Annotated in this window: 20 protein-coding genes; 12 read left to right on the top strand and 8 right to left on the bottom strand. The window is 31.2% G+C overall.

Annotated features, from left to right (window positions below; all coding sequences use genetic code 11):
* The first annotated feature begins 17 nt into the window (after positions 1 to 17).
* The 4 genes from dnaB to bshA all read left to right on the top strand — a co-directional run bounded on the left by dnaB (position 18) and on the right by bshA (position 5,157).
* Complete coding sequence (gene dnaB, locus WG945_RS02830) at positions 18 to 1,535, top strand: replicative DNA helicase (RefSeq protein WP_068452976.1); 1,518 nt, start codon at positions 18 to 20, stop codon at positions 1,533 to 1,535.
* 146 nt (positions 1,536 to 1,681) lie between these two features.
* Positions 1,682 to 2,866 (top strand): asparagine synthetase B, encoded by a 1,185-nt coding sequence (locus WG945_RS02825; RefSeq protein ID WP_068453026.1) that lies wholly within the window; start codon positions 1,682 to 1,684, stop codon positions 2,864 to 2,866.
* A 131-nt stretch (positions 2,867 to 2,997) separates the two neighbouring features.
* A complete protein-coding gene (locus WG945_RS02820; RefSeq protein ID WP_068452973.1) occupies positions 2,998 to 3,843 on the top strand; it encodes a transketolase in 846 nt (281 codons plus the stop codon).
* Positions 3,844 to 4,020: 177 nt separating this feature from the next.
* Positions 4,021 to 5,157, top strand: coding sequence for an N-acetyl-alpha-D-glucosaminyl L-malate synthase BshA (gene bshA, locus WG945_RS02815; RefSeq protein ID WP_068452971.1), 1,137 nt, complete (start codon positions 4,021 to 4,023; stop codon positions 5,155 to 5,157).
* Between the two features lie 115 nt (positions 5,158 to 5,272).
* On the opposite strand, the gene WG945_RS02810 is transcribed toward bshA, so the two are convergent.
* Complete coding sequence (locus WG945_RS02810; RefSeq protein ID WP_068452968.1) at positions 5,273 to 5,911, bottom strand: DUF937 domain-containing protein; 639 nt, start codon at positions 5,909 to 5,911, stop codon at positions 5,273 to 5,275.
* A 121-nt stretch (positions 5,912 to 6,032) separates the two neighbouring features.
* Between WG945_RS02810 and WG945_RS02805 the strand changes: the two genes are divergently transcribed.
* The 3 genes from WG945_RS02805 to WG945_RS02795 all read left to right on the top strand — a co-directional run bounded on the left by WG945_RS02805 (position 6,033) and on the right by WG945_RS02795 (position 8,630).
* Complete coding sequence (locus WG945_RS02805) at positions 6,033 to 7,358, top strand: dicarboxylate/amino acid:cation symporter (RefSeq protein ID WP_068452962.1); 1,326 nt, start codon at positions 6,033 to 6,035, stop codon at positions 7,356 to 7,358.
* Between the two features lie 82 nt (positions 7,359 to 7,440).
* Positions 7,441 to 8,292, top strand: coding sequence for a sulfurtransferase (locus WG945_RS02800; protein WP_068452961.1), 852 nt, complete (start codon positions 7,441 to 7,443; stop codon positions 8,290 to 8,292).
* Between the two features lie 11 nt (positions 8,293 to 8,303).
* Positions 8,304 to 8,630, top strand: a complete 327-nt coding sequence (locus WG945_RS02795) for a hypothetical protein (RefSeq protein WP_068452954.1) — start codon at positions 8,304 to 8,306, stop codon at positions 8,628 to 8,630.
* Positions 8,631 to 8,686: 56 nt separating this feature from the next.
* On the opposite strand, the gene fahA is transcribed toward WG945_RS02795, so the two are convergent.
* On the bottom strand, positions 8,687 to 9,964 hold the full coding sequence (gene fahA, locus WG945_RS02790) for a fumarylacetoacetase (protein ID WP_068452951.1): 1,278 nt from the start codon (positions 9,962 to 9,964) through the stop codon (positions 8,687 to 8,689).
* 196 nt (positions 9,965 to 10,160) lie between these two features.
* Here fahA and glyA point away from each other — a divergent pair, with 196 nt between their 5' ends.
* Positions 10,161 to 11,435, top strand: a complete 1,275-nt coding sequence (gene glyA / locus WG945_RS02785) for a serine hydroxymethyltransferase (protein ID WP_068452949.1) — start codon at positions 10,161 to 10,163, stop codon at positions 11,433 to 11,435.
* Between the two features lie 155 nt (positions 11,436 to 11,590).
* Here the strand turns inward: glyA and WG945_RS02780 are convergent, their stop codons facing one another.
* The 3 genes from WG945_RS02780 to rmuC form a co-directional block, all read right to left on the bottom strand.
* A complete protein-coding gene (locus WG945_RS02780; protein ID WP_068452947.1) occupies positions 11,591 to 11,776 on the bottom strand; it encodes a CsbD family protein in 186 nt (61 codons plus the stop codon).
* Positions 11,777 to 11,890: 114 nt separating this feature from the next.
* Positions 11,891 to 12,097 carry a hypothetical protein gene (locus WG945_RS02775; RefSeq protein ID WP_068452943.1) on the bottom strand — a complete coding sequence of 69 codons (207 nt, stop codon included), beginning with the start codon at positions 12,095 to 12,097 and terminating at the stop codon, positions 11,891 to 11,893.
* A gap of 97 nt (positions 12,098 to 12,194) precedes the next feature.
* The gene (gene rmuC, locus WG945_RS02770; RefSeq protein WP_068452940.1) at positions 12,195 to 13,538 is read right to left on the bottom strand and encodes a DNA recombination protein RmuC; all 1,344 of its coding nucleotides are present in this window, start codon (positions 13,536 to 13,538) and stop codon (positions 12,195 to 12,197) included.
* A 90-nt stretch (positions 13,539 to 13,628) separates the two neighbouring features.
* On the opposite strand from rmuC, the gene WG945_RS02765 reads away from it, so the two are divergent.
* The gene (locus WG945_RS02765) at positions 13,629 to 14,168 is read left to right on the top strand and encodes a 1-acyl-sn-glycerol-3-phosphate acyltransferase (protein ID WP_068452937.1); all 540 of its coding nucleotides are present in this window, start codon (positions 13,629 to 13,631) and stop codon (positions 14,166 to 14,168) included.
* A 159-nt stretch (positions 14,169 to 14,327) separates the two neighbouring features.
* Here the strand turns inward: WG945_RS02765 and pepT are convergent, their stop codons facing one another.
* The 3 genes from pepT to WG945_RS02750 are packed head-to-tail and all read right to left on the bottom strand — an operon-like array spanning position 14,328 to position 16,819.
* The gene (gene pepT / locus WG945_RS02760; protein ID WP_068452934.1) at positions 14,328 to 15,569 is read right to left on the bottom strand and encodes a peptidase T; all 1,242 of its coding nucleotides are present in this window, start codon (positions 15,567 to 15,569) and stop codon (positions 14,328 to 14,330) included.
* A 1-nt stretch (position 15,570) separates the two neighbouring features.
* A complete protein-coding gene (locus WG945_RS02755; protein WP_157603733.1) occupies positions 15,571 to 16,128 on the bottom strand; it encodes a hypothetical protein in 558 nt (185 codons plus the stop codon).
* A 43-nt stretch (positions 16,129 to 16,171) separates the two neighbouring features.
* Complete coding sequence (locus WG945_RS02750; RefSeq protein WP_231874717.1) at positions 16,172 to 16,819, bottom strand: arylesterase; 648 nt, start codon at positions 16,817 to 16,819, stop codon at positions 16,172 to 16,174.
* A 123-nt stretch (positions 16,820 to 16,942) separates the two neighbouring features.
* Here WG945_RS02750 and WG945_RS02745 point away from each other — a divergent pair, with 123 nt between their 5' ends.
* Genes WG945_RS02745 through WG945_RS02735 form a run of 3 tightly spaced genes read left to right on the top strand, consistent with a single transcriptional unit; the run spans position 16,943 to position 21,627 of the window.
* Positions 16,943 to 17,638 carry an ABC transporter ATP-binding protein gene (locus WG945_RS02745; protein WP_068452925.1) on the top strand — a complete coding sequence of 232 codons (696 nt, stop codon included), beginning with the start codon at positions 16,943 to 16,945 and terminating at the stop codon, positions 17,636 to 17,638.
* A gap of 37 nt (positions 17,639 to 17,675) precedes the next feature.
* Positions 17,676 to 20,168 carry an ABC transporter permease gene (locus WG945_RS02740; protein ID WP_068453023.1) on the top strand — a complete coding sequence of 831 codons (2,493 nt, stop codon included), beginning with the start codon at positions 17,676 to 17,678 and terminating at the stop codon, positions 20,166 to 20,168.
* A 52-nt stretch (positions 20,169 to 20,220) separates the two neighbouring features.
* Positions 20,221 to 21,627: a TPM domain-containing protein gene (locus WG945_RS02735; RefSeq protein WP_068452922.1), complete on the top strand. Its 1,407-nt coding sequence runs from the start codon at positions 20,221 to 20,223 to the stop codon at positions 21,625 to 21,627.
* Positions 21,628 to 21,652 lie beyond the last annotated feature (25 nt).

The raw sequence follows: 21,652 nt of genomic DNA, 5'->3' as shown, positions 1-21,652 counted from the left end.
AAAGTACCTTTGTACCAATGGAAAAAACGACTCCTGTTACAGGAAAAAAGATAGATAAATCAAGATTAATTAGTCTTGAAAAAGGCAAGATTCCTCCACAGGCATTGGAGTTAGAAGAAGCTGTGTTGGGTGCAATGATGATTGACAAAAAAGGAATTGACGACGTTATAGACGTCTTAAGTTCAGATGCTTTTTATGATCAAAAACATCAAGAAGTGTATGCGGCAATTTATGAATTATTTCAAAATTCTGAACCTATAGATCTTTTAACGGTATCTAACTTGTTAAAAAAGAATGGAAAATTAGAATTTGTAGGTGGTGATTTTTATTTAATTCGTTTAACTCAAAAAGTGGCATCTTCTGCGCACATTGAGTTCCATGCAAGAATTATTCTTCAAAAATTTATTCAGCGTAGATTAATTTCAATTTCTAGTGAAATTATAGAAAATGCGTATGATGAAAGTACCGATGTATTTGATTTATTAGACGATGCAGAGGCAAAACTTTTTGAAGTAACCCAAGGAAATTTAAAAAAGAGTTCTGAAGATGCAGGATCTTTAGTTAAACAAGCCTTGGCTAAGATTCAAGAAATTGGTAACCAAGAAGGAATGTCTGGATTGGCAACTGGTTTTACAAAATTAGATGCTTTAACTTCTGGTTGGCAACCATCCGATTTAGTGATTATAGCTGCACGTCCTGGTATGGGAAAAACAGCATTTGTAATTTCGATGGCAAAAAATATGGCAATCGACTTTGGTCACGGTGTTGCCGTTTTCTCTTTAGAGATGTCTTCTGTACAGTTAATTACTCGTATGATCTCTTCGGAAACAGGTTTAACATCAGAAAAATTAAGAAAAGGAAACTTAGAAGCACATGAATGGGAACAATTAAACGTAAAAGTAAAACGTTTATCTGATGCACCTATTTTTATTGATGATACACCATCTCTTTCTGTGTTTGATTTACGTGCAAAAGCACGAAGATTGGTATCGCAACACAATGTTAGAATTATTGTAATTGATTATTTACAATTAATGACTGCCGGTGGAAAATCTAACGGAAATCGTGAACAAGAAATCTCAATGATTTCTAGAAACTTAAAAGCTTTAGCAAAAGAACTAGAAGTACCCGTTATTGCACTTTCTCAATTATCTCGTGCGGTTGAAACACGTGGAGGATCTAAAAGACCTTTACTGTCTGATTTACGTGAATCTGGAGCAATTGAGCAAGATGCCGATATTGTATCGTTTATTTTCCGTCCAGAATACTACGGAATGACAGAATGGGATGATGATGATCATTCACCATGTGAGGGACAAGGAGAATTTATTGTTGCAAAGCACAGAAACGGTGGGTTAGAAAATATTCGTTTGAAATTTACGGGGCACTTAGCAAAATTCTCAGATTTAGAAGAAGGCTTTAGTAGTGAATTCCAGTCATCTATGAATGCGGATTTCCCTGAAGATCCTTTTGCTGGTCAAGGTGGAGTAGACCCTAAAGATGCTTTTGGAGGGGATGATGATGTTCCTTTTTAAAACTTAAAGAATTTATAAAATTATAGAAATACACAATTGCTTTAAAGTAATTGTGTATTTTAGTTTTTGGTATGAAAAAACTTTTAATATCCTTAACACTTCTTTTTATCTCAAATTCAATTTGGGCATCTTTTATTTATGTACCGATGAGTTATGAGAATCAAAAAAATCATCTAAAAGCCTACGGAATTGTATATTTTTCATTAAAAGCAGGCCTAAAATCGAAATGGTTATTAAATTATGATGGTGGCGCTTTTTTAATAGAAAACAATAAAATAGCAGAAAATGAATGTAAAATACGAGGTGTTTCTTATCAAATAATTTCAGATGCAAAAGCTCAATTAATATTACAAGAAATTTCATCACCATCTTCTAATCAAGATGCAGTTACTTTAGAAAAAGCACCAAAAATAGCTGTGTATTCACCAAAAGATAAAATGCCTTGGGATGATGCAGTAACAATGGTTTTAACCTATGCTGAGATTCCGTTTGATGTAATTTACGATAAAGAAGTATTAGAAGATAAACTACTATTATATGAGTGGTTGCATTTACATCACGAAGATTTTACAGGTCAGCATGGTAAGTTTTATGGAGCTTTTAGAACCGCTCCTTGGTATGTAGAAGGTAAATTAAGAGCAGAAAAACAAGCATTAGAATTAGGATTCACTAAGGTTTCTGAACAAAAATTAGCAGTTGCAAAAAAAATAAGAGATTATGTAGTTGGTGGTGGTTTTATGTTTGCCATGTGTTCTGCAACCGATAGTTTTGATATTGCTTTATCTGCAGAAGGAGTAGATATTGCTGAAGCAATGTTTGATGGTGATGCTTCTGAATTAAATTATCAATCGAAAATTAATTATAATAAAACCTTTGCTTTTAAAGATTTTCAATTAATTAAAAATCCAGCTACCTATGAGTTCTCTACCATAGATATGACGAGTAAACGAACCATACCCAAAACATCAGATTATTTTTCTTTAGGAGAGTTTTCTGCAAAATGGGATCCTGTACCAACCATGTTGACTCAAAACCATACCGTTTTGGTAAAAGGTTTTATGGGACAAACCACTTCTTTTGATAGAAATACAGTAAAAACTAGTGTTTTGGTTTTAGGAGAAAATAAAACCAATAGAGAAGCACGTTATATTCATGGTACTAAAGGAAAAGGAATGTTTACTTTTTATGGAGGTCATGACCCAGAAGATTATTCACATAGAGTTGGTGACCCAAAAACGGAATTAGATTTACACCCAACATCACCTGGTTATCGTTTAATTTTAAATAATGTGTTATTTCCTGCAGCAAAGAAAAAAAAGCAAAAAACGTAGATTTTTATCACTAAAAAATTACCATTTTACTCAAATATTTTTTTAATTGTTAATAAAGCTGCTTTTTGCTTATAAATAATCTTGTAAGTTGCTATTAAAAAAATTACTTTTGTCCAAATTAAAATAACAAAATGCCAACAACACAACAATTACAAGATTTTACGCAACAAGTTCGTAGAGATATATTACGCATGGTTCATAAAGTTAACTCTGGTCACCCAGGTGGATCTTTAGGATGTGCAGAATTTATTACATGCTTATATCAAGAAGTAATGGACTATTCTACAGATTTTACAATGGACGGTAAGAATGAGGATTTATTCTTCCTTTCAAACGGACATATTTCTCCTGTATTTTATAGTGTTTTGGCGCATAGTGGATTTTTCCCTGTAGAAGAATTATCAACTTTTAGATTGTTAAATTCTCGTTTACAAGGACACCCAACTACGCATGAAGGTTTACCAGGTGTTAGAATGGCTTCTGGATCTTTAGGTCAAGGAATGTCTAATGCTTTAGGTGCTGCGCAAGCAAAAAAGTTAAATGGAGACGATAAAATAGTATATAGTTTACATGGTGATGGTGAATTGCAAGAAGGGCAAAACTGGGAAGCAATTATGTACGCATCAGCAAAAAAAGTAGACAACATTATTTGTACAATCGATTTAAACGAAAAACAAATTGACGGAACTACGGATGAAGTTTTAGCAATGGGAAGCATCAGAGCTAAGTTTGAAGCTTTTGATTGGGATGTTATCGATGTTAAAAAAGGAAACGATATTGATGCAATATTAGCTGGTTTAGCAGAAGCAAAAGCATTGACAGGAAAAGGAAAACCAGTGTGTATTTTATTACATACAGAAATGGGGAATGGTGTAGATTTTATGATGCACACGCATGCTTGGCATGGTAAAGCACCAAGTGATGAGCAGTTAGAAAATGCATTGGCTCAAAACCCAGCAACATTAGGAGATTACTAGAAACTAAGCTCTTTAGATTCTAAAATTATTATATTAAAAAAGCTTTTCGATCTAATTGAAAAGCTTTTTTTATGTTTTTATTTAGATTTCGACTGTAAGAATAGAAGTATATTTACAACTAAAGATTCATATTTATAAATCTTTAATTTTGAATCATTTAATATTTCAAAAAGTTATATGAAAATAGGAATTGTTTGTTACCCAACATTTGGGGGAAGTGGAGTAGTAGCTACAGAGTTAGGAATGGCTTTGGCAGATAAAGGACATGAAGTTCATTTTATCACTTATAACCAACCAGTTCGTTTAGATTTTTTAACTCATAACTTACATTTTCACCAAGTAGTAATAGAAGAATACCCTCTTTTTGAATACCAACCATATGAACTAGCGCTGTCTAGTAAAATGGTAGAAGTAGTTAAAGAACATGATTTAGAAGTTTTACATGTACATTATGCAATACCACATGCGTATGCGGCATATATGGCAAAGCAAATGTTAAAGGAAAAAGGGTTAGATGTTAGAGTTGTAACGACTTTACATGGAACTGATATTACTTTAGTAGGTAGTCATCCTACGTATAAAACGGCTGTAGAATTTAGTATTAATAATTCTGATGTTGTTACTGCAGTTTCTAACAATTTAAAAGAAACCTCTAATACGTTATTTAAGATCACTAAAGATATAAAAGTTATTTATAATTTTATTGATGTGGACAAGTACGATAATGCACATGATGCAGAATGCAATAGAATAGCAATTGCAAAACCACATGAACGTATTTTAACACATATTAGTAATTTTAGACCAGTAAAAAGGGTAGAAGATGTAATTAAGATCTTTTATGAAGTTCAGAAAGAAATTCCTTCAAAACTATTATTAGTTGGTGAAGGGCCAGAAAGAATACACGCTGAAAACTTAGTGAATAAATTAAAAATTTCTAAGGATGTACTTTTCTTAGGAAATAGTTCTGAAGTAGCTAAAGTTTTGTGTTATTCTGATGTTTTCTTATTACCATCTCAAACAGAGAGTTTTGGGTTAGCTGCATTAGAAGCTATGGCAGCAAAAACACCTGTAATTTCTACAAATACTGGAGGGTTACCAGAAGTTAACATACATGGAGTTACTGGTTATTTAAGTGATTTAGGAGATATAAAAGATATGGCAAAAAATGCAATATCTATTTTAAAAAAAGATGAAACTTTAGAAACGTTTAAAAATAACGCAAGAGAACATGCTAAAAGGTTTTCACTAGAAAATATATTACCGGTTTATGAAGAAATTTATAAATCTTGTTATAAGAATAAAGTTGAATAAAAAGTCTGTTTTGGTATAACTCACTTATTTATAGCCTATAATATTAAGTTTAAATCATAAAAAAAGCTCAAACTAATTAGTTTGAGCTTTTTTTATGATTTAAAGGTTCGTATTTTTATTTTCCAAAAAGACCACCTAATAAACTTCCAATTCCTCCAGATTCTTTTTTATCACCACCTAAAAACATTCCAGCAACATCATCTACTACACTACCATCTCCGTCTGCATCAAGTATTTTTTCTAAGAAACTTTGTTCGTTAGCAGCATCATTACCACCTAACATTCCACCTAATAAACCACCTAATCCAGAAGAATCAGTAACGTTGTTTTCTTTAGATTGTTTTCCTAAAACTCCCATTAATAAAGGAGCAGCTACTTTTAAAATATTAGCTACAGCATCTGCATCTAAACCAGATTTCTGACCAATAACTTGTTGTACACCTTGTTGTTTACTTCCTAAAATATGACTTAAAATTCCAGCTCCATCTTGTTTTACACTTTCATCTACACCACCGTTAAATAAACCTCCAAGATTATCTAAAATACTACCATCATGTTTACTAGATAAAGCCCCCATTATTCCTGCAGCACCTTCAGGTGTAGCAGCATTTCTCTCCATAGCTTTCATTAAAACAGGTAAAGCCATTGTTAAAACACTACTTGTTTTACTGTTGTCATTTCCTGTTGAACTTGAAACCCCTGAAATAATTTGTTTTCCTAAATCACTATTTAATAAGTCTAATATACCTGCCATTTTTATGTTTTTAATAATTAATATGAATATTTTCTACTTTTATGACACAATATACAAATAAAGTCACTCATCCTTTTAATTTTTTTTTTACCTTTCAAAATCTTAATTTTTAAACTATTTAATGAAAAAACTAGCACTACATTGGAAAATTTTAATAGGAATGGTTCTTGGAATTGTTTTTGGCTTTATAATGAATTCTGTTGATGGAGGTAAAGGTTTTGTTACGGATTGGGTAAAACCTTTTGGGACAATTTTTATAAACTTATTAAAACTAATTGCAGTACCATTAATTTTAGCTTCTTTAATTAAAGGAATTTCTGATCTAAAAGATATTTCTAAAATTAAAAAAATGGGAATTAGAACCATGATTATATATATGCTAACTACTTTAGTTGCAATTGTAATTGGGTTAGGAATTGTAAATGTTGTAAAACCAGGAGCTGGTATGTCTGCAGATACAATTGAAAAAATAAAAACTAAATATGAAACATCTTCTGATGTTGTAGACAAATTAGCAATGGCAAGTGCACAAAGTAGCTCTGGGCCGTTACAGTCTTTAGTGGATATTTTTCCGAGCAATATTTTTACTTCATTAGCAAATGCAAGCATGCTGCAAATTATCTTTTTTGCTCTTTTTGTTGGAATTTCTTTACTATTAATTCCAGAGAAAAAAGCAAAACCTTTAATGGATTTCTTTGACTCTTTAAATGAAGTAGTCATGAAAATGGTAGATTTAATAATGCTTTTTGCTCCTTATGCTGTTTTTGCTTTGTTATCTAACGTAATTATTGCTTTTGATGATACAGAAATCCTCTTGAAGCTACTAGTTTATGCACTTTGTGTAGTAGGTGGATTGATATTAATGATTGGTTTCTACTTGATTTTAGTTGCTGTATATACAAAAAAATCACCTCTTTGGTTTTTAAAGCAAATAAGTCCAGCTCAGTTATTAGCGTTTTCTACAAGTTCGAGTGCGGCAACCTTGCCGGTTACTATGGAAAGAGTAGAAGAACATTTAGGAGTAGATCCAGAAGTTGCTGGTTTTGTTTTACCTGTTGGAGCAACGATAAATATGGACGGTACAAGTTTATACCAAGCTATTGCAGCCGTTTTTATTATGCAAGTTATTTGGCCAGAAGGCCTCACGTTTTCGAACCAAATTGTTATTGTAGCCACTGCTTTATTAGCATCAATAGGTTCTGCTGCGGTGCCTAGTGCAGGTATGGTAATGTTGGTTATAGTATTAGAATCTATTGGTTTTCCTCCAGAATTATTACCTATTGGGTTAGCACTTATATTTGCTGTAGACAGACCATTAGATATGATGAGAACAACAGTAAATGTAACAGGAGATGCTACTGTGGCAATGATTATTGCTAAGTCTTTAGATAAGTTACACGATCCTAAGCCAGAGGAATGGGATGATAATTATGAAAATGTAAAATAGTTTAAGAAAACGTGTTTCATCTTTACATATAAAATTTATTTTAAGATGGTAAAGAGGATGTTTAATCTGTTTAATTCTTTATATGATGTCGTTAAAAGTTACAAAACCAATCGTTTCTGTAAATTGGTTACAGAAAAACTTAGAGAATAAAAATCTAATTATTTTAGATTGCACCATTCCTAAAGTAACTGAGAAATCGAACACTCATAATTCTGATGAAAAATTACAGGTTAAAGGAGCTCTTTTTTTTGATATAAAAAATATATTTTCTGATACAACGGCACCATTTCCGAATACTATTTTAACACCAAAAGAATTTGAAGTTAAAGCACAAGAAATAGGTGTATATAAAGACAGTATTATTGTTTGTTACGACGATTTAGGAATCTATTCTTCTCCAAGAGTTTGGTGGATGTTTCAATTAATGGGGTTTACAAATGTGGCAGTTTTAGATGGTGGTTTTCCTAAGTGGAATGAAAATAAGTTTCCTGTTGAAAATCAGAAAAAGAAGGATCATTTAAAAGGTGATTTTGAAGTCAATTATCAACCAGAAAAAATAAAATTTAAAGAGGATGTTCTTACTGCAATCAAAAATAAAACGATTCTAATTGTAGATGCACGCTCTAAAGGTCGTTTTAATAGCGCAGAACCAGAACCAAGAAATGATGTAAAAGGAGGTCATATTCCTAATTCGGTGAGCTTGCCTTTTAACGAGGTTTTAGAAAATGGAACGTTTAAAACTGAAGCAGTATTAAAAGAAATCTTCAAAAAAATAAACCCTAAAAAGAAATCTTTTATTTTTTCTTGTGGAACTGGTATAACTGCTTCTGTATTGGCTTTAGGTGCAGAAATATCAGGAATTAAAAATTACGCAGTATATGATGGATCTTGGACAGAGTGGGGAAGTATTGAAAATTTACCAATAGAAATTTAAAAACAAACATTATGAACATCAATTGGACGAAAGAAGAATTTCAGACTTATGTATTATTGTATGCAGCACAAAGTAATTATATAGAAACAGAATCTGAAAGTGCCTATATTTTATCGAAAGTAAATGAGAGTTTATTTAATAGCATACATACAGAAATTGTACACGACAATGATTATCAGGCTATGGAGAAAATTAAAACTTACTTAGCTGAAAATAAATATACAAACGTAGAAAAAGAGCAACTATTAAAAGATATTAAAAACGTCTTTTTTGCAGATGGTTCTGTAGATGTTTTAGAACGAAATGTTTTTCTTTTACTGAAAAAAATTATAGCATAAAACTAAAAATAGCTTCACAAATTGTGAAGCTATTTTTTTATATAAGGATTTAGATTTTATTTAGCAGGTAGAATTTTACCTACACATTCTCCAAAACCAATACGAACTTTATCATTTTTACAATGTGCTCGCATAATTACGGTATCATTATCATTGATAAATTTACGTTCTGTACCATCGCTTAATTTGATAGGGTTTTGGCCTTTCCAAGTCAATTCTAACATAGAACCATAACTATCTTTTGTTGGTCCAGAAATAGTACCAGATCCCATTAAATCTCCAGATTCTATTGGGCAGCCATTTACAGTATGATGGGCTAATTGTTGTGCCATTGTCCAATACATGTATTTAAAATTAGAATTAGAAACGATTGTTTCTTTACCATTTTCTGGCTGAATACCTACTTGTAAATGAATATCATAACTTCCTTTACCTTTTTGTTTTAAATAAGGTAATGGTTCGTACACTTGTTTAGGGCTTTCTACTCTAAAAGGCTCTAAAGCATCTAAAGTTACTATCCAAGGAGAAATTGTTGAAGCAAAACTTTTGCCTAAAAACGGCCCTAATGGCATATACTCCCAAGCTTGAATATCTCTTGCAGACCAATCGTTAAATTGTACCAGACCAAAAATATATTCTTCTGTTTCTTCAATCGGAATTCGATCACCTAACACATTTGCATCTGTTGTAATGAATGCCATTTCTAGTTCAAAATCTAATAATTTTGTTGGCCCAAAACCAGGAGTTGCACTTCCTTCTTCTGGTTTTGATTGTCCGTATGGTCTTCTAATTTTTGTTCCAGATGGCACAATAGAAGAACTTCTACCATGGTAACCAATAGGTATGTGTAACCAATTTGGTAACAATGCGTTTTCTGGATCTCTAAATATAGAACCTACATTTGTAGCGTGTTCTTTACTAGCGTAAAAATCTGTGTAATCACCTACAGCAACAGGTATTAACATTTCTACTTCGTCCATTCTAAAGATAATTTTATCTTTATGATTGGCATTATCTCTTAAAGTTCCATTCGTAACATCAAAAACTTCTGCAATTCTGTTTCTAACCAGACGCCAAGTTTTACGACCATCGGCAATAAAATCATTTAAATTATCTTGTAGAAAAATATCATCAGTTAATGGTATACCTTCAAAATATCCTAATTGATGAAAAGCACCTAAGTCTATAGCAAAATTACCAATTCTACTACCAATAGTAATGATATCATCTCTAGTGATAAAAACACCAAAGGGGATGTTTTGAATTGGGAAGTCTGAATCTTTATCTACTTTTAACCAGGATTTTCTATTCGGATTATTTGCTGTTATGATCATTATAATGGAATTTATTTTTCATCAAACCTACATAATTTTTTTTCATTTAAAAATAAAAAAACAATTAAAAATGCATTTTTAACAGTACATTTTTAATAAATATATAATTATAATAAAAAATGATAAAATATAGTTAAAACATGATTTTTACAAATATGATTTTATTATTTTTGATGCTTCTATAAAAACAACAACAATGCAAATAGACAATCAAATTTTTGATCTTATTCAGGAAGAAAAAGAAAGACAGTTAAATGGATTAGAATTAATCGCATCAGAAAACTTTGTAAGTGATGATGTTATGAGAGCCCAAGGTTCTATTTTAACTAATAAATACGCTGAAGGATATCCTGGTAAGAGATATTATGGAGGTTGTGAAGTAGTTGATGTTATAGAGCAAATTGCTATAGACAGAGCTAAAGAATTATTTGGAGCTGAGTATGTAAATGTACAACCTCACTCTGGTTCTCAGGCAAATACTGCAGTGTATGCTGCTTGTTTAAAGCCTGGTGATACTGTTTTAGGATTTGATTTATCTCATGGTGGGCATTTAACTCATGGATCTCCTGTAAATTTTTCAGGTAAATTATACAATCCAGTTTTTTATGGAGTAGTTAAAGAAACCGGAATTATAGATTATGATCATTTAGCTGCACAAGCTAAAGCACACAAACCAAAATTAATTATTGCGGGTGCTTCTGCATATTCTAGAGATATTGATTTTAAGAAATTTAGAGAAGTTGCAGATAGTGTTGGTGCTATTTTAATGGCAGATATTTCTCATCCTGCAGGTTTAATTGCGAAGGGAATTTTAAATGACCCAATTCCTCATTGTCATATTGTAACAACTACAACTCATAAAACTTTACGTGGACCAAGAGGTGGTATGATTATGATTGGTAAAGATTTTGACAATCCTTTTGGAGAAACGTTAAAAAACGGAAATCCTAAAAAGATGTCTACTTTAATTAATTCTTCTGTTTTTCCAGGAAACCAAGGTGGACCTTTGGAGCATGTTATTGCTGCTAAAGCAGTTGCTTTTGGAGAAGCTTTAACAGATGAGTTTTTAGAATACCAATTACAAGTAAAAGCAAATGCTGCAGAAATGGCAAAAGAATTTGTTGCAAGAGGATATGATATTATCTCTGGTGGAACAGACAACCATTGTATGTTAATTGATTTACGTAATAAAAACATTTCTGGTAAAGATGCCGAAATTGCACTTGGAAAAGCAGATATTACAGTAAACAAAAACATGGTTCCTTTTGATGATAAAAGCCCGTTTGTAACTTCAGGAATCCGTATTGGAACTGCTGCTATTACTACGCGTGGTTTAGAAGAAGAAGATATGAAAGCTGTTGTTAATTTTATTGATGAAGCAATTATAAACGCTGCAAATGAAGATGCTTTACACAAAATTGGTGAGCGTGTTGCGCACATGATGAGTGCAAGAAGATTATTTGTAATGTAAGAACTAAATGCCTTTACATATGGTATTTATATGATTATTTGAGTTCTAGTAATTTCATTTTAAGAAATTGTATCAAGAACTTATTTAACTACATAAAAAAAGCATCAAGTTAATTCTTGATGCTTTTTTTATTTTAAATATAGTATAAAAACTGTTTACCAGGTTTTTACTTCTTCTACGATGGCTTCACGAGTTTTACCGTATTTTTCTTGAATTTCTCCTACTAATTTATCAAAAGCGCCTTCTGCTTCAGTAGTCTTGTCATTGGTAATACTACCATATTTTTCTTTAAATTCTCCTTTTATTTGTTTCCAATTCCCTTTTGCTGTATCCGAGTTCATATTCATTTCATTTATGTACTTACAATAGTACTGGTTAATAATAGTACAAATTTAAAAAGATTCTTATTTAGTAATTAATGGTATCAATTAAAGTTTTGACTCATTAGATAAAAGTTATTCTTTTTCTGAACTTTTAATTTTTTCTGCAATTTCACTTGCGTCATCAGTAGAGCTTTGTATTTGATTTTTTAATTTGTCTTTGTCTTTCTTTTTATCAATTTTTGCTACGATACTTTCTTTGTTGTTATCTGAATCTTTTTCATCTGTTTTTACGGTTCCTTTTAAAGGATGTAATCCTCTTTCGTGTTTTATTTCTGACATATTTTTATGTTTTAAAAAGTTTAATAATTAATTCAAAAGTAAAAAATAAGTCAAATTTAATTTAACTACATTCAGCCAAATAGTAACTCATTAGCAATTAATCTATTTCATTAGCACGTTTAATAATATTCTCTGGAATGGCTTTTTTAGCTTTCGCACCCATTTTCTTTAACTTTTCTACAGAAGTAATTAAGTTTCCTCTTCCTTCAAAAAGTTTGTTCATAGCATTAGAATATTCACTCTTACTATCATCAATTCGTTTTCCAATGCCTATTAAATCATTTAATAATCCATTAAATTTATCATACAAAGCACCTGCTTGCCTTGCAATTTCTAAGGCATTTCTTTGTTGCTTTTCATTATTCCACATAGAATCTATGGTTCTTAAAGTTGCCAAAAGAGTAGTAGGTGTAACGATAACAATATTTTTTTCGAACGCCTTATTATATAAATGATTATCGCTATTTATTGCTACTGCAAAAGCAGGTTCTATTGGTATAAAAAGCAATACAAAATCAGGTGATTCAATTTTATAAATATCTTCGTATTTCTTAGCGCTTAATTGTTCTACATGTCTTCTAAGTGACGCTACATGTTCTTTTAAAAATTGTGCTTTTAAAGTTTCATCTTCTTCATTTACAAATTGCTCATAAGCGGTTAAAGAAACTTTAGAATCTACAATCATTTTCTTGTTATCGGGCAAATGAATAACAACATCTGGTAGAATTCTATTACCATCTTCATTGGTAAAGCTTTGCTGTACATAATACTCTCTATCTTTCTCTAAACCAGATTTTTCTAAAACACGTTCTAAGACTAGTTCCCCCCAATTTCCTTGCGTTTTATTATCTCCTTTTAGTGCTTTTGTTAGGTTGATGGTTTCTTTACTCATTTGCAAATTCATCTCTTTTAAACCTAGAATTTGCTGACGTAAAGCGGCGTGATAATCGATACTTTCTTTGTGAGTTTTATCTACTTTATCTTCAAAAACTTTAATTTTTTCTTGTAATGGATTTAAAATTATTTTTAAGTTTTCTTTGTTCTGTTGGGTAAATTTAGTCGATTTTTCTTCTAATATTTTATTCGCTAAAACCTCAAAATTATTGGTGAATTTTTCTTGTAATTTTTCTACTTCATTTTTATTGTTTTCTAACTTTTCTGATACATTTTTAAATTCGGTTTCTAACCGCGTTTTATCAGAAATAAGGTTTTCTTTTTCTTTTTGTATGTATCTTAACTCACTTTGCAAATCATCAATAGTAATTTCTGCATTTTTAAGATTTTCAGTCAGTTTAGAAATTTCAAATTCGAGAGCAGATTTTTCTTTTAGAGAATCTCCTTTCTCTTTTTCTGAATTCAATTTAGTTAATAGCTTGCCTATTAAGAATCCTACAAGGCTAAATATCAGTGCAATTAAGAAGTAAATTATCATTTCGTTCATCATATCAAATTAAGTTCATAAATTTATCATTTTAAATCACAATACTAAACCTCTAAGTAAGCATTTTTTTAAAGCTTGCTTCTTATAATTATGAAAACAATTGCAAGATTTATATTATATACCATTTTAGGTTGGAAACTAGAAAACGATTTTCCTCAAGAACCTAAAAAATATGTTGTAATCGCAGCACCACATACCAGTTGGTTAGATTTTCCTATTGCCATTTTATCTAGAATGACTTCTGGTACTATGGTTCATTTTATTGGAAAATCATCCCTTTTTAAAGGTCCGTTTGGTTTTTTCTTTAAAGCGTTAGGAGGCACACCTGTAGATAGAAGCAAAAGCACAAATATGGTTGATGCCGTTATTGATGTTTTTAATACCAAAGAAGAATTTAGATTAGGAATTTCTCCGGAAGGAACTAGAAAAAAGGTTGATAAATGGAAAACAGGCTTCTATTATATTGCAAAAGGAGCAAAGGTTCCTATAGTAATGGCGACTTTAGATTTTAAAAATAAGAAGATAAAAATATCAAAACCTTACTACACAACAGATAACATAGAGGCTGATTTTGAGGTGTTTTACTCTTTCTTTAAAGATGTAAAGGGGAAAAACCCTGAATTATTTTAATTATTAGGTTGATGTTATAAAAAATATTATATTTGTGTGTAATTTATAATTATTGATAGAGATTAGGGGCTTTATTTTTAAGAAATATTTTACGTAAATAGTATCATGCTATGATATTGAGTCTTCAGGATACTGAAGACTCTTTTTTTTATATCAATTTTATGCAAACTTTACAGAAACTTTTTCTGCAATCCCTACAATTACTTCTGTTGCTTTTACCATAGATTCTACAGGCACATATTCATATCTACCATGAAAATTATGTCCACCAGCAAAAATATTAGGACAAGGCAATCCTTTATAAGACAGTTGGCTGCCGTCTGTTCCTCCTCTAATTGCTTTAATTAAAGGTGTTATGCCTAAATCGTTCATTACTTCTTCTGCAATATCTACAATGTGCATTACCGGAGTAATTTTTTCTTTCATGTTAAAGTATTGATCTTTAATCGTTACTTCAATTAAGTCTTGGTTGTATTTTGTATTAAAATCTAACGCAATTTTTTCAATTAAACTTTTTCTCTTTTCAAATAAGTCTAAATCATGATCTCTTATAATGTACTCTAAAACAGTTTTTTCTACATTACCGTTAATGTCATGTAAATGAAAAAAGCCTTCATAACCTTCTGTTCTTTGAGGAACTTCGTTTGTTGGTAGCGCAGAGATAAATTCATTAGCAATTAACATAGAATTGATCATTTTACCTTTCGCATATCCTGGATGCACAATTTTACCCGTAATGGTTACTTTTGCTCCGGCAGCATTAAAATTCTCATATTCTAATTCTCCAATCTGACTTCCATCCATGGTATATGCCCATTCTGCACCAAATTTAGCCACATCAAATAAGTGAGCACCTTTACCAACTTCTTCATCTGGTGTAAAGCAAATTCTAATTTTACCGTGTTTAATTTCTGGATGCAGAATTAGGTATTCCATAGCAGTTACAATTTCTGTAACTCCAGCTTTATCATCAGCGCCTAAAAGTGTAGTACCATCCGTAGTAATTATTGTTTGACCTTTATATTGTAATAAATCATCAAAATAATCTGGAGATAAAACAATGTTTTCCTCTACATTTAAAATAATATTGTTTCCTTGATAATTTTCTACAATTTGAGGTTTTACATTTTTACCTGTAAAATCTGGACTTGTATCTATGTGCGCAACAAAACCTATGGTTGGTACTTCATAGTCTAAATTACTAGGCAAAGTTGCCATGATGTAGCAATTGTCATCTAAATCTACCTCTTTCATACCAATTTGTTTTAGTTCTTCTACTAATACATTGGCTAAATCCCATTGTTTTTCGGTACTTGGAAAAGCAGGATTGTTAGGGTCTGACTCTGTGTCTATGGTTACGTATTTTATAAATCTATCGGTAATGTGTTGTTTTTCAATCATTTTATTGAATGTTTTTAATTTTTTCTAGCAATGCAAAAGCATCGCATACTCTTTTATTTACTAAAGAATCTCCGTAAATCTCAGCTTTTGCAAGTATAAAATTTTGTTCGTTTGTTTTTATAAACAAATGACAAACTTGATATTCAAATTTACCTTTTTTACCTTTTGAAACTGTGAAGTAAGTAGGTTTTTCTAAAAAAGTAATCTCTTCAGATTTTATTTTGATAAGACTTTTTGATAAATTTTCTTGCTCTTGTTTTAATTTAAAAGACGTATCAAAATTAATGTTTTTATTAATAAATGTAACATCTAAAAGCAAAGATTCTGTTAATTGTTTTGTGGTATCTGCGGTATAAATAGACGACTGTAAATCGTCATAATATAAATTTGTTTTCCACGTATTTGGTATCTCTATAGAAAACAAGTTTTTAACGTCTTGTACTTTTTCTAAGTTCTTAAAAGTTGTAGGTGTACAATTAAATTGCTTACTAATTTCTGATTGTTGTGAACAAGAAAAGAAGAGGAGTGAAGCGAACATTATTAAAAAAATATTCTTCATAAAATATATTGAAAGGTTTTAAAATTTCATTTTGATGTTCATCTTATTTTAAAATTGGTTTTAAAACTGCCCATACATTTTTAGCCAATATTTGATGACCTTCTTTTGTAGGATGAATTCCGTCTCGTTGATTTAAATCGGAGATACCACCTACATTTTCTAATAAAAAAGGAATTAAAGGCAAATCATTTTTTTTAGCCAAATCTGGGAACATATTTTTAAACTCAGAAGTATATTCTTGCCCCATATTTGGTGGAATTTGCATTCCGGCTAGTACAATAATCGTATCTGGATATTTCTTTTTAACAGCATCTATAATAGCTTGTAGGTTTTCTTTAGATTGTTTTAACGGCACACCTCTTAAACCATCATTAGCACCCAATTCTAAAATAAAAATAGTTGGTTTTTGATTCAGCACCCAATCAATTCTATTTTTTCCACCAGAGGTAGTTTCACCACTAACACCAGAATTTACAATAGTATATCCTAACTCTAAAGAGTCTATTTTTTGTTGAATGATTCCTGGAAAAGCATCGTTTACATCTTCTAATCCATAGCCTGCAGTTAAACTATCTCCAAAGAAAACAATGGTTTTTACACTACTAGTTTCTGTCGGATTAATTTCGATTTCTGTAGTAGTTTTTTCTGTATTTGTTGCATTTTTAGTCGTGTCTTGTTTACAAGAAAACATGAATATCAGTAAAAAAACACAACAAAATTTTAAGAAAACCTTTTGAGATATATTGTTGATATGTATAAGCAATTGATTATTTTTCAACATCGGAATATTTTAGTAAAAAATTAAATAAAAGTAATGTCAAATATATTAAAGATTAATGATTTAGAGAAAACTTATACGAGCGGTTCTAAAAAATTAACAGTAATTAGCAATATCTCATTTGAAGTAGAAAAAGGAAGTATATTTTCAATTGTAGGGCCTTCAGGAAGTGGAAAAACTACTTTATTAGGTTTGTGCGCAGGTTTAGATTATCCAACTTCTGGAACTATTGAATTGTGTGGCACCTCTTTACAAGATTTAAATGAAGATGAACGCGCAGCATTACGTAACAAGGAAGTCGGATTTATTTTTCAGAATTTTCAATTATTACCTACATTAACTGCTTTAGAAAACGTTATTGTTCCTTTAGAATTACAAGGTGATAAAAATGCAGCTAAGTTTGGTACAGCATTATTAGAAAAAGTAGGTTTGGCAGATAGACTACACCATTACCCTTCTCAATTATCTGGAGGAGAGCAACAAAGAGTAGCTTTAGCAAGAGCTTTTTCTAACAGACCTTCTATTTTATTTGCCGATGAACCAACGGGGAATTTAGATGAAGAAACTGGTGAAAAAGTAATTCAATTGCTTTTTGAACTAAACAAAGAAGCGGGCACTACTTTGGTGATTATTACGCACGATTTAGATTTAGCAAATAGAACGCAACAAATTTTACGATTAAAAGGAGGGAAGATTATTTCTAACGAAAAAACCAACACTGTTAATGCGTAAAATGAATTCAAAAATAAATTTTAAGTGGCTATTAAAAATGGCTTGGAGAGATGGAAAAGCAAGCCTTTCTAGGTTGTTGCTTTTTATGGCATCTATTATTTTAGGTATTGCAGCCGTGGTTTCCATTCAGTTGTTTAGCGATAATTTAAAACAAAACATAAAGTTACAGTCGAAATCCTTGATGGGTGCCGATTTTATTATTGATAGCAAACAAATACCTTCTAAAAAAGTACAAGCAATTATAGATTCTTTAGGAGCAGATGCTTCTGAAGTCAACTTTGTTTCTATGGCTGCTTTTCCTAAAAATAAGGGTACAAAATTAGTAAAAGTTAGGGCTATGGAAGGTGGTTTTCCGTTTTACGGAAGTTTATCTACAGAACCTGAAAATGCTGGAACAAAATATCAAGAATTAGGAGGCGCTTTGGTAGATGCTACCTTGCTTTTACAATACAAGATAAACCCCGGAGATTCTATTAAATTAGGTAAAACTAAGTTTAAAATTATTGGTGCTTTAAAATCAATTCCAGGTAGTACAGCAATTTCTTCTTCTGTGGCGCCAACGGTTTTAATTCCGTATCGTTTTGTAGCAGAAACCGAATTGTTACAATTAGGAAGTAGAAAAGAATATCAATACTTCTTTAAAGCTCCCACGATGGATTTAGTTGCTTTAGATAAAAATATAGATCCAATTCTTAAAACAGAAAATGCAGATTTAGATACTCATACCGGTACAAGTGAACGCTTAGGAAGAAGGTATGATAATGTGAGTCGGTTTTTAAACTTAGTCGCTTTTATAGCACTGTTATTAGGGTGCATTGGTATTGCAAGCTCTGTACATATTTACATCAAAGAAAAGCTAAAAAATGTAGCTGTTTTAAAATGTTTAGGAGCTTCTAGAAAACAAACTTTTTTAATTTATTTGATACAAATTATCGGTATTGGGTTGATTGGAGGTTTCATTGGTGCTGCCATTGGGGTGAGTTTACAATACGCTTTCCCGTATCTATTACAAGATTTTTTACCTTTTGATGTTGCCATTTCAATTTCTGCTCAACCTATATTAATGGGACTTTCCTTAGGTGTTTTAATGTCGGTTTTATTTGCATTATTACCTTTGTTAGGCACTTGGTACGTATCTCCATTAGAGGTTTTAAGAGGTTCTGAAGATAATCTACAAAAACCTAAAAAAGCACGAATTGGAGTAGTATTTGCAATTTTACTTTTTATCTATTTGTTTTCTTTTTGGATGTTAAAAGATGCCGTAAACGGATTGATTTTTACAGCTGGTATTTTTATCACATTTGCTATTATGGCAGGTGTTGCCAATGTTTTTATTAAGTTGATTAAAAAGTTTTTTCCAAGTTCTTGGGGATATACGAAGCGCCAAAGTTTATTAAACTTATTTAGGCCTAATAACCAAACGATGGTACTTGTTTTAGCTATTGGATTGGGGACTTTTTTAATAAGCACGTTGTATTTTACAAAGGATATTTTACTTGCAAAAACATCCATAGAAAATAAAAAGAATGATGCGAATATCATTTTAATGGATGTTCAAAGTAAGCAAGAAACAGCTATTTTAAAAACGTTTACAAGCAAAGGTTTAGAGGTCATTGACAACATACCAATTATTACCATGCGCATGCAAAGTCTTCATGGTAAATCAGTAAACGAGATTCGAAAAGACACTACGGTTAAAATGCGTAAATGGATTTTAAATAGAGAGTTTAGAGTTACTTACAGAGACAAACTTGCAGAAACAGAAGAGATTATAGAAGGCGAGTGGACAGGTAAGATAACGAAGGGAGATCCTATACCTATTTCTGTTTCAGATAATTTTGCTAATGATGCTAATTTAGAAGTAGGAGACCCAATTGTTTTTAACATTCAAGGTGTGTTGATCGAAACAGTTGTGGGAAGTATTAGAAAAGTAGATTGGAGCAGTATGAAAGTTAATTTTATGATTTTGTTTCCGACTGGAGTTTTAGAAAATGCGCCTCAATTTAATGTAATGACAACTCATGTACCCAATAAAGAAGGTTCTGCAGAGTTGCAAAGAGCATTGGTGCAAGAATTTCCGAATGTGACTATTTTAGATTTACGTCAAGTTTTTACCATTGTAGAAGATATTTTAGATAAAATCTCTTGGATTATTAATTTCATGGCATTTTTTAGCATTTTAACAGGTTTTATTGTGTTGATTGGTTCTGTTAGAAATAGTAAATACCAACGAATTAAAGAAAGTGTATTGCTAAGAACTTTAGGTGCAAAAAGCAAACAGATTTTGCAAATTACAGCTTTAGAGTATGTCTATTTAGGTGTTTTAGGTAGTTTAACAGGAATCTTATTATCTTTAATAGGAAGCCAGTTATTAGCTACTTTTATATTTAAAGAACCTTTTATACCTTCTGCAATTCCGTTTTTGGTATTTCTACCCGGAATTACCTTTTTAGTGGTACTGATTGGTTTGAGTAATTTAAAATCAGTTTTAAGAAGTCCGCCTTTAGAGGTGTTGAGAAAAGAGGTTTAGTCATAGATAGATAAAACCGAGTTTTTTTGTTTTAAGAATATAAAAATAACTGATGAAAGTACACCTTGCACCCTTTTTTAAACAGACTAAAAATTATGTATTGTGCAGTCTGCTGTTAAGCTGTTTTTTTACACCAATATCAATTAGTGGTCAAGGTATTACAGAAGTTGCGCCCAATGCTGAAGCGGTAAGAGACACTTCTATCAAAAATCCTTTAGACCAAAAAAAGATTGAGGAATCTAAAGTTATTTATCCGAATTTTAAAGCACCAGCATATAATAATGCTAAAGAAAGTTATGCTATTAAAGATGTTCCGAGTCCGAGAGGCAATGGAATTTTGGGGTATGTATCCGATCCAAAGGATTTAATAGACGCTAGTTCTGAACAGCGTCTAAATCGGTTATTATTTGAGTTAGAGCAAAAAACATCTGTAGAAGTTGCAGTAGTGATCTTGCCAAGTATTGGTAAAGAAATTCCAAAGCAATTTGCGGTAGAACTTTTCGGCTTGTGGGGTGTTGGTAAAGCAGATACAGACAACGGATTGCTAATTTTAACGGTAATGGACCAACGTAGAACTGAGTTTGAAGTAGGGTATGGTTTAGAGCCAATTTTAACGGATGCTGTTTGTTATCGCATTGGTGTAAATGAAATTGTGCCTAACTTTAAGAATGGCAATTATGGTAAAGGTTTAATCAGTTCGGTGGTTAGTATCCGTGAATTTTTAGATAACCCATCAGTTATTCAAGAGGTTTATGGTAGCAGTATTGTGCATCAAAAAGATGATAGTTATCAATGGTTTCACTATTTATTATTTGGTTATACTATTATTTGCGTGTTGATGGTACTATTTTATTATGGTGTAATATTTCAAACACAAATTTCTAAAGACGATTTTTACGACAAGTATAATCGATTGGCAGAATTAAAATTAGGTTGTCTTATCTTTTTATTTCCATTTCCATTATTCTTCATTTCAAAAATGGTTAAAAAACGCTTACAAGAATACCGAACAGCTCCTCGTTATAGTAAAGTGAATGGTAAATTGTTAGAACTTAAAAATGAATGGGCAGAAAATGAATTTTTAGAAGCTGCCCAAATCTTAGAAGAAGATCTAAAAGCAATTCGTTATGATGTTTGGGTAACCGAAGATCACAGTGATATCTTGATTTTAGAATATGAAGGAAAAAATAGTAGAAAATATAGTGATTGTATAAAATGTAATTATAAAACGTACGGAAAAAAATCATCTAAACTCTTAAAATCTGCGACTTATACGTCGGAAGGAGAAAGAGTTGATTATTATGAATGTCGTAATTGCAATTATCAAAATGAGAAGAAAATAATCATTTCAAAGAAAGTAAAAGCTAGCTCGTCTTCTTCTGGTTCTTCATCTTTTAGTTCTTCATCTAGTTTTGGAGGCGGTAGTTCTGGAGGTGGTGGCGCTGGTGTTAGTTGGTAATCATTTACGTTCTAAAAAAGGTACT

The sequence above is a fragment of the Polaribacter atrinae genome, assembly GCF_038023995.1.
Taxonomy (GTDB): Bacteria; Bacteroidota; Bacteroidia; order Flavobacteriales; family Flavobacteriaceae; genus Polaribacter; species Polaribacter atrinae.
This window is presented reverse-complemented; position numbering and strand designations above follow the sequence as displayed.